The sequence below is a fragment of the Methylophaga sp. genome (genome assembly GCF_030651745.1).
Genome location: NZ_JAUSCC010000029.1, coordinates 1 through 14615, shown reverse-complemented (window position 1 = coordinate 14615; position 14615 = coordinate 1). Strand labels below are relative to the sequence as shown.

Genomic DNA, 14615 nt, shown 5'->3' with positions numbered 1-14615 from the left:
TAATGAATACCTACGCACATCGAAATTATTAAGGATATTTGTGACTGTAAAGGTACTGATTGTTGATGATTCAGCATTTTTCCGCCGGCGACTGACTGAAATCATTAACGCCGATCCGCGGCTGGAAGTTATTGCCAGTGCAGCTGATGGTTTGGAGGCAGTAGAACAGGTATCTCGTTATAGACCTGATGTGGTGACCATGGATCTGGAAATGCCCCTGCTGGATGGTATTGGGGCCGTCAAAAAAATCATGCGTCGCCGCCCCACACCGGTATTAATGCTGTCAACATGGACGACCGATGGAGCCAAAGCAACACTGGATGCGTTAGATGCCGGGGCCATGGACTTTTTACCTAAACGGTTTGAAGATCTGGCCCAGGACAAGGCCAGTGCCCGCCAGAAATTATGCGATCGCATTAATTTTCTAGGAACACATTCAAAGCCTAATAAACAGACATCTATTGTTAAAGCTCCTGAAAAGCCCAGCACACCGGTTATTTCCGCTGAAAAGAAGAAAATTGAATTAGTGGTAATTGGTACCTCAACTGGCGGGCCAGTTGCATTACAGAATGTTTTGTCGCAATTACCGGCTAATTTTCCGTTTCCGATTATTCTGCTGCAACACATGCCTGCAACCTTTACCCCCTCTTTTGCTGAACGATTAAATTCACAATGCGATATCCAGATCAAAGAGGCTCAACAAAATGATGCCTTACGTCCGGGGGTTGCTTATTTGGCTCCTGGCGGCCAACAGTTATTGCTTAAAGGTCGTCGCGGTCAACTTTATTTACAGGTCGATCCCGGTGCTGATAATGCAACTTACCGCCCCTGCATTGATGTCACCCTAGAATCAGTCGCACAAATATGTCCAGCACAGACTCTGACCATTATCCTCACTGGAATGGGGGCGGATGGCTGTGAAGGTTCGATAAAAATGCATCAAAAAGGCGCGACGGTTTGGGCTCAGGATCAACAAAGCAGTACCATCTACGGCATGCCGATGGCCGTTGCCAAAGCAGGTGTAGCGGATAAAATTTTGAGTCTGACGGAAATCGGTAAACTACTGACGGCGCTGAAATAGCCATGGATATTCTCAGCATACTGGGCTTACTGATTGGATTTGGCGCCATCATCGTCGGTCAGTATCTGGAAGGTGGTCATCTTGACACCATTCTCAACGCCGTAGCGCTGTTAATCGTATTGGGCGGTACGCTTGGGGCGGTGATGTTACAGACGCCAATGAATACCTTTATCCGTGCGCTGAAAATGACCGTATGGATCTTTAAACCACCCCAACAATCCGCTAAACGGCTATTAGAAAAAATTCTCGACTGGAACCAAATCGCCCGACGTGAAGGTTTACTCCGCCTGGAAGCAATGGCATTGCAGGAATCCGATATCTTTACCCAAAAAGGCTTGCAGCTTATTGCGGACGGTGCAGAGCCGGAAATCATTCGAGAGATATTGGAAACCGATCTCGATATTATGGAAAACAACGATTTGCAGGCGGCTAAAGTCTATGAGGCCATGGGCGGTTACTCCCCGACTATTGGTATCATTGGCGCAGTATTAGGGCTGATTCATGTGATGGGTAATCTGGCAGATCCTTCCTCACTGGGTTCCGGTATCGCGGTGGCGTTTGTTGCCACCATCTATGGTGTCGGCTTGGCGAATTTATTGTTTTTACCCGTGGGTAATAAACTCAAAACGCTGGTGCAACGACGCACCCAATTACAAATGATGTTGATAGACGGCTTGATCAGCGTGGCTGACGGAGATAACCCACGTAATATCGAGAGCCGTCTGCAGGCATATTTAAGTTAATTATGGCTCGCAGTCGCAGAAAACGGCATGAGGAACACGAAAACCACGAACGCTGGTTAGTTTCCTATGCTGATTTCATTACCCTGCTGTTTGCTTTTTTTGTGGTGATGTACTCCATATCATCAATCAATGAAGGTAAATACCGGGTATTGTCTGAAACGTTGGAAAGCGTTTTTTCACAACCGAGTCGCAGCAGTGATCCGATTCAGGTTGGTGAAGTCAGTCGTGGCCAAGGTGAACGTGTTGCCTCTCCGGGTAAACCAGACGTTCCTGATTTTGAAATCGAGCTGCCGGAATTACCTAAAGAAAGACCGCCTGTTTCAGAACAAAGTGTTCGCACTATTAATGATATTTCACAGCAACTCAGCAGCGCGCTTGCAGATTTGATTACAAATGAAGATGTCATTATTAAACAAACCGAAGACTGGCTGGAAGTAGAAATTAACTCCAATTTTCTGTTTGCCAGTGGTGATGCGCGGTTGGCCCGCGAAGCTGTGCCGGTTATTGGTCAAATTGCAGATGTACTGGCCCCGGTTGCTAATCCTTTACAGGTTGAAGGTTTCACCGATGATCAGCCGATTAACACACCGCGTTTCCCGTCTAACTGGGAATTATCAGCAGCCAGGGCAGCCAGCGTAGTTAATTTATTGGATCGCTTTGGCATTGAGCCCAGCCGGATGTCCGCTATTGGTTATGGCGAATTCAAACCGATTGCCGATAACGAAACCGAAGCCGGCAGGCAAAAAAACCGCCGTGTTGTTTTAGTTATATTAGGTAGTTCGGAGAGTCGAAGGACGCTTGATGTGTTTGATGAACAATTAAATCAACCTGCAAAAGAGGTGGAGAATATTCGTACACCGATTACCGACAGTCTTACCTCGCCGATTCTGGCACCCGCTGAGATAGGTGAAACATCACCATGACGGTCTGGGCCATTGCCAATCAAAAAGGTGGCGTCGGTAAAACCACCACAGTGGTCAGTCTGGCTAGCCATCTTGCGTTGAAAGGTCACTCCACCTTATTGGTAGATATGGATCCTCACGGTTCATTGACGACCTATTTTGGTTTTGATCCTGACACTATCGAAAACAGCATTTACACCTTGTTTCAACAGTCAGATCAACAACCTTTGAATGCCATATTCAAAACGTTGAAAAAAACCAGCCAGGAAAATATTTACCTGCTACCGGCAGCCACCGCCATGGCCACCTTGGATCGTCAGCTAGGCATTCAGAGTGGTAAAGGTTTGGTTATTCATAAAACCTTACAGCAACTTCATGATCGCTTTGAATATGTACTGATAGACTGCCCCCCTATGCTGGGCGTATTGATGGTAAATGCACTGGCAGCCTGTGATGAGTTATTAATTCCGGTACAAACTGAGTTTCTGGCGTTGAAAGGACTTGAACGTATGCTGCATACCCTGCAGCTGATCAATCATTCCCGCCAACACAAACTGCCTTATTTAATTGTACCGACCATGTTTGATCGCCGGACCCGCGCAGGTACCCAGACGTTATTGAAAATGCAGCAGGATCATGAGGCAAATCTCTGGCAGGACGCTATCCCGATTGATACACAATTCCGTGATGCAAGTAAGTCCGGTATTCCATTACCTGCACTTAATCTTGAAAGTCGTGGCAGTATGGCCTATGAGCGTTTAATGAAAAAACTCATCAAAGCCCCTTTGCCAAAATCGGACAACAATGTCTAAGCCAACGCAAATTAAAGAACCAAAACATGCTCTGGCAGCTTATCTGCAAGAGTTATTGCTTGATGATGAACTGGAAACGCTGGAACAGACAGCAACCGAATCCATTGAAACTGTTCCCGCCCCACCTGTTGTTGAACCCGACATCACTCAGACCATCAACAATATTCCAGACAAAATCGGTCAGGCGTTATTATTTGAAGTTGCCGGCATGCAATTGGCATTGTCTCTGGATGAACTGGATGGCATTGAAAACTGGCCGGAAAAAGGTCTCTCACAAATACCGGGGAATGCAAGCTATGTGGTGGGCACCTTAAGCCGGCCCAAACAACATACCCAAGTAATTGATCTGACAACATTAATTACCAATCAATCAAGTAATTCCGAAGATAACCGCTACATATTACTAGTGAACAACAAACAGTTAGGATTAGCGGTTTCGGCTATAAAGCATGTCGTGAAGCTTGATAACGAAAATGTACGCTGGCGACGTGAACCTGGTCAAAGGCCCTGGCTGGCAGGTATGTTGATGTCACCATTAAGCAGTATTATTTCATTAACTGAATTATTAAAAATACTGTGATAACCGAACAAAAAAACTGGCACAGACTGTGCTTTGATAGGTTTAGATAAAGATCGTCATAAAATTGGCAGCATCACCTGAGTCAATGTTTTGTGAATAAGGAAACAAAAATGAGCGAACAAACAAATCAGGCCGGAAATGATCCGATTCTTCAGTGGGTATCGTACCAATTGGACCAGGAGATTTACGGCATTAATGTGATGCAGGTGCAGGAAGTATTACGACCTACTGAAATTGCCCCTGTACCAGGCGCCCCGGATTATGTATTGGGCATCATCAATCTGCGGGGCAATGTTGTTACTGTAATCGATACCCGTAAGCGGTTTGGCCTGCCTTCGCGAGAAACAGATGAGGACTCACGCATCATCATCGCGGAAGTGAATGGCAACGTTATCGGCATGTTGGTCGACAGTGTTGCAGAAGTGGTTTATCTGCATCAATCAGAAATCGACACCGCCCCTAATGTCAGCAGTGAAGACAGTTCACGTTTCATTCAGGGTGTCTGCAGTCGGGATAAAAACTTACTGATTCTGGTTGACGTCAATAAGCTGCTTAATGACGATGAAATAGCTGATATCGCCAGCTTTTAACGTGATCCTATGGCCGATGAAATTCATCCTGCTCAACCACTGGTGCCCTCCACCAGTGTGGATACGCCAGCGGATGAGAAACGGCGCTACAGACCGAAACAACAAGATAAACAAAAACCAGAAGACCATGAGGACATTCCACCTAACCGGCCGCCTAAAACCGGCATTATTGATGAATATGTGTGATTTTGGGAGCGCATTATGATTTTATACAGCTTATATATTCTGATCGGTTTGCTGGGGCTTGTTTTGCTGGCGACCAGCTACCGTTTTTTTCGATTAAATCGGGCTCAAGCCAGCCAAATAACCGCATTGCAACAACAATTGTCAGCACTTTGCAGCGCAGCGGTGGGCTCAGATGAACGGATTGTGCGATTTGAACAAGCCCTGATGAAAATGCGTGAACAGCAAAACACTATGGATCTGGGCCAACCCCAGCAACAAAGCTACGAGCATGCTATTCGCTTAGCCCGCAAAGGCGTCGATATTAATCAGCTGATTGATAACTGTAATTTAAGTGAAGAAGAAGCTTTATTGATCACCCGACTGCATGGGGCACAGCGTCATTCGGTAACAGATTTACACTAAAGCTTCGGCGGTAGTGCGCGTTGCGGTTTACCGATTAAATAACCTTGCACAAAGTCGACTCCGAAATCCTGCAGCATTTTTAGGGTATCTCTGTCTTCGACAAATTCCGCCACGGTTTTCTTGCCAAGGCTGTGAGAGATATCAATCATTGATTTCACCAATAACTGATCGACAGGATCGTTATGTAAATTGGTGATAAATCCACCATCAATTTTCAGAATATCCACCGGGAAGTGCTTTAAATAACTGTACGAGTTAAATCCGGCACCAAAATCATCCAATGCGAATCGACAGCCTAAATGGCGCAGCCGATCAACCATATGTTTGGTTTGATCGAAATTGGAAATGGCTGAGGTTTCAGTAATTTCAAATACCAGACGTGATGGATCGACACCTGTCTCCAGCAGCTTACGTTCAACCAGAGGATATAAATTCTTATCCAGAAAAATATTACCCGATAAGTTCACTGCCAGCGCAATGTCTCCCGGAATATTTCTGAGCAGCTCAAAGGCATGACTGACCACCCAGAGATCAATCTGATGGATCAGCCCCATAGCTTCTGCTACCGGGATAAAATCCTGAGGGTAATAGAGTTTGTCGCCCTGCCCGCGCATTCGAATCAAACATTCATAATGATTGATTTTGTTATCTTTCAGCGAGTAGATAGGTTGAAATTCAAGGATGAAATTTTCTTGTTTCAACGCCGCACGAATTCTTGGGGCCCATTCCACACTATGCCTCAACGCATACATTTCCCGATCTGCCGGGCTGTAGACATGAACACGGTTACGCCCACGTTTTTTAGCTGTATAACAGGCCTGATTGGCGTGAGACAGGATTTCGCCCACTGTCGAAAGATTGGCTTCAGTAATACATTTAACGCCAATACTGGCAGATAAATGATATTCATGATCATGAAAGGTGAAGCTATAGCCATCAAACAGATCCCGCAAGCCTTCTGCACGAGCTACGGCTGTATCCGGATCAATAGTATCGACTAATACGGCAAATTCATCTGAACCTATTCTTACCAGCGTATCGCGGACTTTAAAGAAGCCTCGCAGTGAGTTTGCTACTTGAACTAATAAAGTATCCCCTGCCTCATGTCCTTCCGCATCATTCAGCACTTTGAAGCTATCCAGATCGATATAAAACAACGCACTGCTGGTATGGAAATTTCGTACCTGAGTCAATGTAATATCAAGTGCCTGTTCCAGCCGTCGCCGATTGGCCAGTCCAGTTAAATCATCATGATTTACTGAAAATTGCAAACGCGCTTCCATCACCCGCAACTGGGCATTTTCGTCTTCAATTTGTTGTTGACGCAGATGATAATGATCCCGCTCGCGTTTGATAGCTAAAGTGGTCATAACGGCTGGAGGTAAGGATTCTGCAGTAAGGGGACGGTACAGCAACGACGTGACACCATGGCCCAAATCGGTTAACAACTGATTGTGATTCCATTGTGATTTTTCGGTTAATGCAATCACCGGAATCAATCGCCACTCATCAAATTGATCCAGTTTGAGACGCAATTCTCGTGCATTACAATCACCCAGCCGACAGTCCAGAATAATCAAATCAATATCACAGTGATCATCGCTAATGGTTTGTCTCAGCACTTGCATCAGCTTTTCGGGACCATTTGCGGTACTGGTATTGGTAAAACCACTCAATGACAGCATGGTTTGCAGAAAAGCCAGATCTGATAACCGCGTCCCACTAATCAAAATCCGAGCCGCCAATAAATCATTAACTTCCGCCGCAGAGATCGGTGCCGTCGGGCTCTGCTCGGATGTCTTTGACATCGGTGACTCAATGGTGAGTAGCGTATTCATCTGTTTTTGTCGGCGGTTTCTTATGACCGGTTGTAAAATACATGCAAATGAAAATAGCTGTTTTATATTTTAAAATCAACACTTAATAAGATTTTTGTAATGCTGTTTATAAAGTTTTCATAAACAAAACTGCCGTAAACACGCCAATACTGGTTTAACGCAAGATAATCCGCACAGGAATTTAACCTTTATCCTTAGGAAACTTTCCTGAAACAATATAAGCATAAGCAATCACTTCTGCGATAACCCGATACAACGCTTCGGGTATCGCTTCACCTAATTGCATATCTTTAAGCATGTCAGCCAATGCCGCATCTTCACGTAATGGAATATTATGTTGCTTGGCAATACGGATAATTTCTGCGGCGATGTCACCTTCACCACTTGCCGTCACCGTTGGCGCATTATCCCCATCATAATGCAGTGCAATCGCACGTAATGGCTGATCCTGTTGTTTCATACAGAGATATCCAATAAAGCATCTGTCTGAGAACTCTGTGCAACCGGTGTTAACCACTCAACCGGAGCGCAATGACAACTTAATTGACGCACTTGTAAATTCAGTGCGGATAATTTCTGCTGCAGGATATCAATATTCTGTTCCAGTAAAGCCACGGCTTTTGGATCCTCAGCGGTTAAGGAAACACTGACCATGGTTGCCTGCAAACCAATAGAAGCACGCAATTTACCCAGGTTTTGAGTTTCCAGATTAAGCGTGACTTGCCACTGTTCCTCAGCATCCGAATCTTGCTTTGACCCTTTTTGTAGTTGTAATTGCATCCACTGCAGTTGTTGTCTGTCACGCAGCGGCACATCCATCAACCATACTTGCGGTTGCGCGGGATTATCTGCTTCTCTGACCATAGTCAGTTGGTTCATTTGCACCCTGGCGATAGCTGTTTCTACTTCTCGAAGTAAAATCTGCAATCTCGCTAAATCATTTACTCCAGCCTGCAATTGAGCATTCTGAGCAATTTGCTGGGTGGTTATATTCTGCGCCGTTAGGGCTTGTTGACTGTTAGCCGCTGTACCAGTGGGTGTCTGTCCGGCGAGCAACATGGTCAATAGCTGCGCGGGAGTCTGACCACTTGCCAAAAGTGCATTGGTAATATGTGATGGAAGTTGCTGCAATGCCGCTGGCTGATTAAGTAAATTTATCAATGCCGTACGAATTTCGACCGGAAGGTTCTGAGCATTTATTTGACCATTAGCTGTCTGGCGGATTTGCCCTTCCAGCGCCGCAGCCAGCTTCAGTAAGTTGGCCTTAAAATCACCGTTTATTTGAGGATTCGGCTGCAGCAATTGACGCTCCAGAAACACACCAGACTGTTGAATAGCTTGCAGCAAATTGGCTGGTTGTTGGACGGATTGTAGCTCGCGGATGTTTTGCCACATCTGGCTGACCGCATTTTGCACCGGCACCATCGATTTCAATTCCGGTAATGCATTAATCACATTTTGTAATTGCGGGGGTTGTGCTAAAACCAGCGGTAATAATCGACGCTGTTGAGAATTGAGGGTTTCTGCAACATTCAGACTCGGATTCTGTAACGAGACATTTAAAGGTGAGCTACTGAGAATTTGTACTAAAAGTTGTTGGCCAGGTTTGAAACTGGAACTCAATCTGCTGACATCCAATTCCAATGGAACAGGTAATTTTCCAGTTTGCTGCAGTGCCAGCAGGATAGATTGCTGAGGCAACATCTTTATAACTTCGGCAAGTAACGTTTGACCCGGCCGAAAGTCAGTTAAAACTGGTGGAATTGCAGCTACGGAGACCAATTTAAAAGCCGCTTTATCACCAGTATCGGTTCGCTGCAATTCGATAGTCTGACCTCGCTGTAAATCGACGCCAGCCTGAATGGTAACCACCTTTCCAGCCAACTGAATATCGACATTTTCGCCAGCTTTACCTGACGATACCACCACAGCTTGCGCAATTTGTCCGGGCGATAACGCCAACGTTGGACTTACCGAACCACTTACAGTGACCTGAGCAGCCTGTGAGGTCTGAGGTATTTGCATGAATTCACCCAGCGTTAAACACAATGCTAGTATAACAACCAACTTGCTGCCAAAGACCGGCCAATGAAAAAATTCAGTACAAAATGGTACACCCGCCAGAATAAGACCGTTAATGGTCCATTCACTATGGCTTTGCTGAAAAGTAATCTGCAATTGGGCAGAATTAATCCTCAAACCGAGATTAGTGCTGACCAACAGCATTGGCAACCATTAAGTGAGATTCTTGAACAGGAAGTTGTCGAGCCCATCATTCCCCCACCATTGACTATTGATGAGCGTGATGGCTTTGATCGGCGCAATGATCAGCCACTGACAGAAGCCGAACGTGAAATGCGCCGGGAACAACGACGTAAGCAGGAACCCGAATTTTTAATTCAACAACGTCAGCAACGTAGTGAATTATTGCAAAGGCTTAAACCAGAACGTCCCGCCCGTTTCTGGCCAATATTGATTATTGCTTTGATTTTAATCGGCATATTTGTCAGCGCTTTTTTATTCCCTACCCCCTCAACGCTTTCGGATGCAGATTGTGACAGTGCTCCAGCGCCAGAAGTAAATTGGGAAAATTGTCTGAAACCCGGCATGAATATTTCTTCGGTTAACATGACAAAAGCAAATCTGCGTAACAGCGCACTGGCAATGTCAAACATGATGAACAGTGATTTGCATGAAGCTGATTTGAGTTATGCCGATCTCCAGCTGACTAATCTGAGTTATGCCAATCTGCAAGGCAGCAATTTGAAAGGCGCAAATCTGCAACAAGCCGATTTGTCTTACAGCAATTTAACCTACAGTGATTTGAGCTTTGCTAATTTGCGGGATGCCAAATTGGGCGGCAGTGAATTGCAAAACGCTATATTGGATAAAGCTATCTGGATTGACGGGCGTATTTGCGCAACGGGTTCAGTTGGAAAGTGCTTATAAAGCAGCGATTTTCAATGTAACTTTTGTGGTGCTGCCAAGGTAAATGCCGGTATATCAACAGCAAAACGACTGCCGTTATCATCCATCATATTGTAATGACCTTGCATCATGCCGACAGGTGTATCCAGCATAGCTGCACTGGTATAGGTAAAAGTCTCAGTCGGAGCTAAATAAGGATGTTGTCCAACAACACCATCACCTTCCACTTCTTGCTCATGACCATCTCCACCGGTAATTTTCCAATAGCGTGACAATAGTCTTGCAGGCGTGTCGCCTTCATTGGTAATGGTGATGGTATAGGCAAAAAGATACCTTGCCTTTGCCGGATCAGATTCGTGATCCAGATAGGTGGTTTCTACATTAACCAGAATGTGATTATTTTTATCCGTCATGTTAGACATTATACAACGCTTTTTGAGCCAACAGACGTGCTCCTATCAGTCCTACCTCAGGATTATTGATGAGGTAGACTGGAATTTGCTCCAATACCTCTCTCATCCGTCCTTTTGCGAGGAAAGATTGCATAAAATGGTCTTGTTCAAATAACGCTAAATTTTTGGTTGCAATACCGCCGGCAATAAAAAGCCCGGCTCTGGGTAATGTCGTCAGCGCCAGATTACCGGCCTGAGCACCGTAAATCTCTATAAACAGTTGCATGACTTTTACCGCCAACGGTTCAGCATGCAGCATCGCCTGTTCACTTATCTGCTCAGCAGATAAGGTATTGTCACTAATTATTCCTTGCTGCTCCGCCATAAACTGATAGAGCATGACTAAACCTGATCCCGACAATACCCGCTCATACGAGACATGTTCAAATTGCGCCAACAACTTAGTCAGTAACGGTTGCTGTGCTTGATCCAGTGGAGCAAAATCAGTATGACCACCTTGAGTTGACCAGACCCGCCAGCCTTTATGGATAGGTGACATTATGGCTTGTCCCAACCCTGTTCCCGCTCCGATAACGGCTCTTAATGATTTGGCCTGTGGCTCACCTTGCTGCAAGACAATTAAATCTTGCTCAGCCAATTCGCCAATACCATGACCTACCGCTGCAAAATCATTGACTAATTCAAGCTCGGCAATCGGAAAATCAGCTAAAAGTTTGTCGGCATCAATTATCCAGGGAAGATTGGTTAATTGAACGCGTCGGCCAGTTATCGGTGCTGCAATGGCAAAACAGGCACTTGTTACAGGAAAAATATTAGCCGGTATTGATGATAAAAATGTTGTCAGCAGACGTTCAAAATCCGCAAAAGCATTATTGTCAAAACGTTGTTGCGCTATGACTTCGCCATCGGAATAGCTCAATTGCAATAACGTTTTGGTACCACCGATGTCAGCCGCTAACAACGTTTTCATAATTATTTCGCTGCGGCTGCTTCATCCATAAACCAGTAGTAATCACCTGTTGGCGCGAGCCGTTGTACCGGTAATCCACTTACTGATTCGGAAGTGATATCTCTGACAATTTCCGCTTTGGACTCACCGGCAATAAATACAATGACCTGCCGGGCGGAATTAATGACTGGGTAAGTCAATGTCACGCGCCAGGATTGAAATTTTTCTACAAACAAACTGGCGGTTAACGTATCGGTTACCTCAAGTGCCGGAGTTTCAGGAAACAGTGACGCAATGTGGCCATCCGGACCTAAGCCTAACAACACCAAATCAAAAGGTTTATCTTCCATAACCAATTTGATGGTCGCCTCGTAGCGACTGGCGACTTCAGCAGCATCGCCACTTTCGGTTGGCATGCGATGCACATTTTCTGCGGGGATGGGTAAATGATCGAGCATCGCCAGTCTGGCCATTTTGAAATTACTGTCATCATGCGTTGCCGGTACACAACGCTCATCGCCAAAAAAGATATGCACCCTTGCCCAGTCAATTTGCTCTACGTAAGGCGATGTTGCGAGTTTTTGATATAAACCTTTAGGAGTCGACCCACCTGCCAAAGCAACATAAAAGACGCCTCGTTTTGCAATAGCAGAGCGTGCAGTCACGACGAAATGTTCGGCAGCAGCTTCAATCAGGCGCTCTGAATCAGGCAGAATTTTTTGTACAGCTTTCATGTCTATCCTCAACGTTAAAATAATTTTGTGCGGTAATCCGCTGACAGTGTCAGTCAAATCCTGTTAATTTAGCAACCATGCTGCGCTGACAGCAAGCCAAACTCAACGATCGTTTTCTCTCACAGGAATCAAAAAGTATGAAAAACACCTTTTTTGTTATAGCACTGCTGTTGTTTTCAGCCAATGCGACGGCTGAAACTGAATTGAACTTTAACCTAATCAACCTCAATGCAACAGCGTCAACAGAAGTGGCTAATGATCAAGTAACCAGCGTGATACAGGTCATGCTCAATGGTACTGATCCGACTAAATTAGGCCAACAGGTCAATCAGCGCAGCAACCAATTGCTCGAAAAAATCAAAGCCTTTGCTTCAGTAAAATCTCAAACAACCGGTTATCAAACCCGTCCGATGTATAAAGACAGTCAGATCGTCTCCTGGCAGGTCAGCCAACAAATCCGTTTACATAGCCATGATTTCACTCAAATGAGTGAATTACTGGGTGAGGTGCAAGCATTAGGTACGGTGCAATCGATTGAATTTTCGCTGTCCGATGCTTTAATCGAATCTACGCAAAATGAATTAATGCAGCAGGCTATCAGTAAGTTTCGTGATAAAGCATCGTTAGTGCAGCAACAGTTCAATGAACCCGGTTACCGGCTGGTGAATATGTCGGTAAACACCAGTGGTTATGCCCCGGTATATCGCATGGAAAGCCAAATGATGATGTCAGCCGATATGAGCAGCAAAAGTGCGCCTGCTGCCCTTGAAGCGGGCAGCAATAAAGTCTCTGTTGATGTTCATGGTCAGATTCAATTAATCAGCGACACTACTACTGTAACCAATTAATCACTTTAAAAATAAATCATAAGCCGGGTTATCCGTCTCCAGCCAGTAGACATAGCCGAGATTATCCAGAAACGCCTGAAATTCTTCATTGAATTCAGGCGTTACCTGGATACCCACCAGCACCCTGCCATAGGCAGCACCATGATTACGGTAATGAAACAGGCTGATATTCCAGCGTTGTCCGATATGCGTCAGAAAACGTAATAAGGCGCCAGGACGTTCCGGAAACTCAAAGCGAATCAAACGCTCATTCTCAGCTTGCGGTGCATGTCCGCCAACCATATAACGAACATGTAATTTAGCCATTTCGTTATCGCTGAAATCAATCCACTGATAACCCGCCTGAGTCAGATTCTCAAACAGAATCTGCCGCTCTTCGTCACGGCCCGACATTCTCACACCAACAAACACCTGTGCTTGCTGTTTATCCGCATAACGATAATTGAATTCGGTAATACCGCGATCGGCCAAAGCTTTGCAGAACCGTTGGAAACTGCCCGGCTGTTCATCAATGGTTGCGGCAAACAACACTTCCCGACGTTCACCAATTTCCGCCCGTTCAGCCACATGACGAAGCCGATCGAAATTCATATTCGCGCCACTGTTGATAACCACCATGGTTTTGTTACGTAAACCATTTTGCTGGATATATTTTTTAGCACCGGCAATCGACAGAGCACCCGACGGTTCAGCTATCGAGCGGGTGTCGTCAAACACATCCATTATCGCGGCGCAAATTTCATCTGTTTCCACGGTGACCACATGATCGACCGTCTTTTGTGCAATACGAAACGGCTCTTCGCCAACCTGTCTGACCGCTGTACCATCGGCAAACAAACCAACCTGATCCAGTTTGACCCGCTCCCCTGCATCCAGAGCAGCCTTAAGGCTGGCCGCATCAGCTGGTTCAACAGCAATAATCTTAATTTCCGGCCATATTGCTTTGATATAAGCTGCCATTCCGGCGAGCAAGCCGCCGCCACCTACCGGAATAAATACTGCGTATACCGGATCCGGGTGCTGGCGCATGATCTCCATCGCAATGGTGCCCTGCCCGGCGATCACTAAAGGATCATCATAAGGATGAATAAACACCCGGCCTTGGTCGATAGAAACCTGCTGGGCAAAATCAAAGGCTTCGTCGTAACTGTTGCCATGCAGGGTAATATCAGCACCCAGCATGCGAACCGCTTCGACCTTAATAGGTGGAGTGGTAATCGGCATGACGATCATTGCCGAAATACCCATTTTATTGGCTGCCAATGCAACGCCTTGCGCATGATTACCTGCTGAAGCGGCGACTACGCCCTGCTTTCGCTCGGCTTCAGTCAAATGGCTCATCCGGTTATAAGCGCCACGCAACTTAAAGGAAAACACCGACTGTAAGTCTTCACGCTTAATCAGAATCTGATTATCCAGTCGCTTGGATAATCTTGGCATTAAATCCAAAGGTGTTTCGATAGCGACATCATAAACGCGCGCTTTGAGGATTTTTTCTACATAGCCTGTGAGCATGGGGTTCCAGATTCAGTCTGTTAAGTTAAACAAAGATGACTACGTTACCATTGCCGACCATTTATCTCTATAATTGGCCGGATAAATCAAGCCA

At 45.6% G+C, this 14615-nt stretch carries 17 protein-coding genes; 10 read left to right on the top strand and 7 right to left on the bottom strand.

Annotated elements, in window-relative coordinates:
• The 8 genes from Q7V21_RS03315 to Q7V21_RS03280 form a co-directional block, all read left to right on the top strand.
• Positions 1–1081, top strand: a 1081-nt coding sequence (locus Q7V21_RS03315; RefSeq protein WP_304915913.1) for a chemotaxis response regulator protein-glutamate methylesterase, incomplete at its 5' end; no start/stop codon positions are given.
• Positions 1082–1083: 2 nt separating this feature from the next.
• Positions 1084–1824 carry a flagellar motor protein gene (locus Q7V21_RS03310; RefSeq protein WP_304915912.1) on the top strand — a complete coding sequence of 247 codons (741 nt, stop codon included), beginning with the start codon at positions 1084–1086 and terminating at the stop codon, positions 1822–1824.
• Between the two features lie 2 nt (positions 1825–1826).
• Entirely contained in the window at positions 1827–2747 is a 921-nt protein-coding gene (gene motD / locus Q7V21_RS03305; protein WP_304915911.1) for a flagellar motor protein MotD, read from the top strand.
• Positions 2744–3538 (top strand): ParA family protein, encoded by a 795-nt coding sequence (locus Q7V21_RS03300; protein ID WP_304915910.1) that lies wholly within the window; start codon positions 2744–2746, stop codon positions 3536–3538. The genes motD and Q7V21_RS03300 overlap by 4 nt, the downstream gene beginning before the upstream one ends.
• Positions 3531–4118 (top strand): chemotaxis protein CheW, encoded by a 588-nt coding sequence (locus tag Q7V21_RS03295; RefSeq protein WP_304915909.1) that lies wholly within the window; start codon positions 3531–3533, stop codon positions 4116–4118. Before Q7V21_RS03300 ends, Q7V21_RS03295 begins: the two co-directional genes overlap by 8 nt.
• A gap of 110 nt (positions 4119–4228) precedes the next feature.
• A complete protein-coding gene (locus tag Q7V21_RS03290) occupies positions 4229–4708 on the top strand; it encodes a chemotaxis protein CheW (RefSeq protein WP_304915908.1) in 480 nt (159 codons plus the stop codon).
• A gap of 9 nt (positions 4709–4717) precedes the next feature.
• A complete protein-coding gene (locus Q7V21_RS03285) occupies positions 4718–4894 on the top strand; it encodes a hypothetical protein (RefSeq protein ID WP_304915907.1) in 177 nt (58 codons plus the stop codon).
• A gap of 15 nt (positions 4895–4909) precedes the next feature.
• Complete coding sequence (locus tag Q7V21_RS03280) at positions 4910–5296, top strand: DUF2802 domain-containing protein (RefSeq protein ID WP_304915906.1); 387 nt, start codon at positions 4910–4912, stop codon at positions 5294–5296.
• Here the strand turns inward: Q7V21_RS03280 and Q7V21_RS03275 are convergent.
• The 3 genes from Q7V21_RS03275 to Q7V21_RS03265 all read right to left on the bottom strand — a co-directional run bounded on the left by Q7V21_RS03275 (position 5293) and on the right by Q7V21_RS03265 (position 9159).
• Positions 5293–7134: a bifunctional diguanylate cyclase/phosphodiesterase gene (locus Q7V21_RS03275; protein ID WP_304915905.1), complete on the bottom strand. Its 1842-nt coding sequence runs from the start codon at positions 7132–7134 to the stop codon at positions 5293–5295. The two genes, Q7V21_RS03280 and Q7V21_RS03275, sit on opposite strands and share 4 nt — an antisense overlap.
• A 181-nt stretch (positions 7135–7315) precedes the next feature.
• Entirely contained in the window at positions 7316–7594 is a 279-nt protein-coding gene (locus Q7V21_RS03270) for an EscU/YscU/HrcU family type III secretion system export apparatus switch protein (RefSeq protein WP_304915904.1), read from the bottom strand.
• Positions 7591–9159: a flagellar hook-length control protein FliK gene (locus Q7V21_RS03265; protein WP_176718895.1), complete on the bottom strand. Its 1569-nt coding sequence runs from the start codon at positions 9157–9159 to the stop codon at positions 7591–7593. Before Q7V21_RS03265 ends, Q7V21_RS03270 begins: the two co-directional genes overlap by 4 nt.
• 63 nt (positions 9160–9222) lie before the next feature.
• Between Q7V21_RS03265 and Q7V21_RS03260 the strand changes: the two genes are divergently transcribed.
• Positions 9223–10083, top strand: coding sequence for a pentapeptide repeat-containing protein (locus tag Q7V21_RS03260; RefSeq protein ID WP_084002852.1), 861 nt, complete (start codon positions 9223–9225; stop codon positions 10081–10083).
• A gap of 11 nt (positions 10084–10094) precedes the next feature.
• Here Q7V21_RS03260 and apaG read toward each other — a convergent pair whose 3' ends face one another.
• Genes apaG through pgl form a run of 3 tightly spaced genes read right to left on the bottom strand, consistent with a single transcriptional unit; the run spans position 10095 to position 12158 of the window.
• Positions 10095–10475 carry a Co2+/Mg2+ efflux protein ApaG gene (gene apaG, locus Q7V21_RS03255; RefSeq protein WP_069295080.1) on the bottom strand — a complete coding sequence of 127 codons (381 nt, stop codon included), beginning with the start codon at positions 10473–10475 and terminating at the stop codon, positions 10095–10097.
• Position 10476: 1 nt separating this feature from the next.
• Positions 10477–11445, bottom strand: a complete 969-nt coding sequence (glk, locus tag Q7V21_RS03250; RefSeq protein ID WP_069294995.1) for a glucokinase — start codon at positions 11443–11445, stop codon at positions 10477–10479.
• 2 nt (positions 11446–11447) lie between these two features.
• Positions 11448–12158: a 6-phosphogluconolactonase gene (gene pgl, locus Q7V21_RS03245; RefSeq protein ID WP_136552577.1), complete on the bottom strand. Its 711-nt coding sequence runs from the start codon at positions 12156–12158 to the stop codon at positions 11448–11450.
• 137 nt (positions 12159–12295) lie between these two features.
• Between pgl and Q7V21_RS03240 the strand changes: the two genes are divergently transcribed.
• Positions 12296–13006, top strand: a complete 711-nt coding sequence (locus Q7V21_RS03240) for an SIMPL domain-containing protein (RefSeq protein WP_069294996.1) — start codon at positions 12296–12298, stop codon at positions 13004–13006.
• Here Q7V21_RS03240 and ilvA read toward each other — a convergent pair whose 3' ends face one another.
• Positions 13007–14521 (bottom strand): threonine ammonia-lyase, biosynthetic, encoded by a 1515-nt coding sequence (gene ilvA, locus Q7V21_RS03235; RefSeq protein ID WP_069294997.1) that lies wholly within the window; start codon positions 14519–14521, stop codon positions 13007–13009.
• Between the last annotated feature and the right edge of the window lie 94 nt (positions 14522–14615).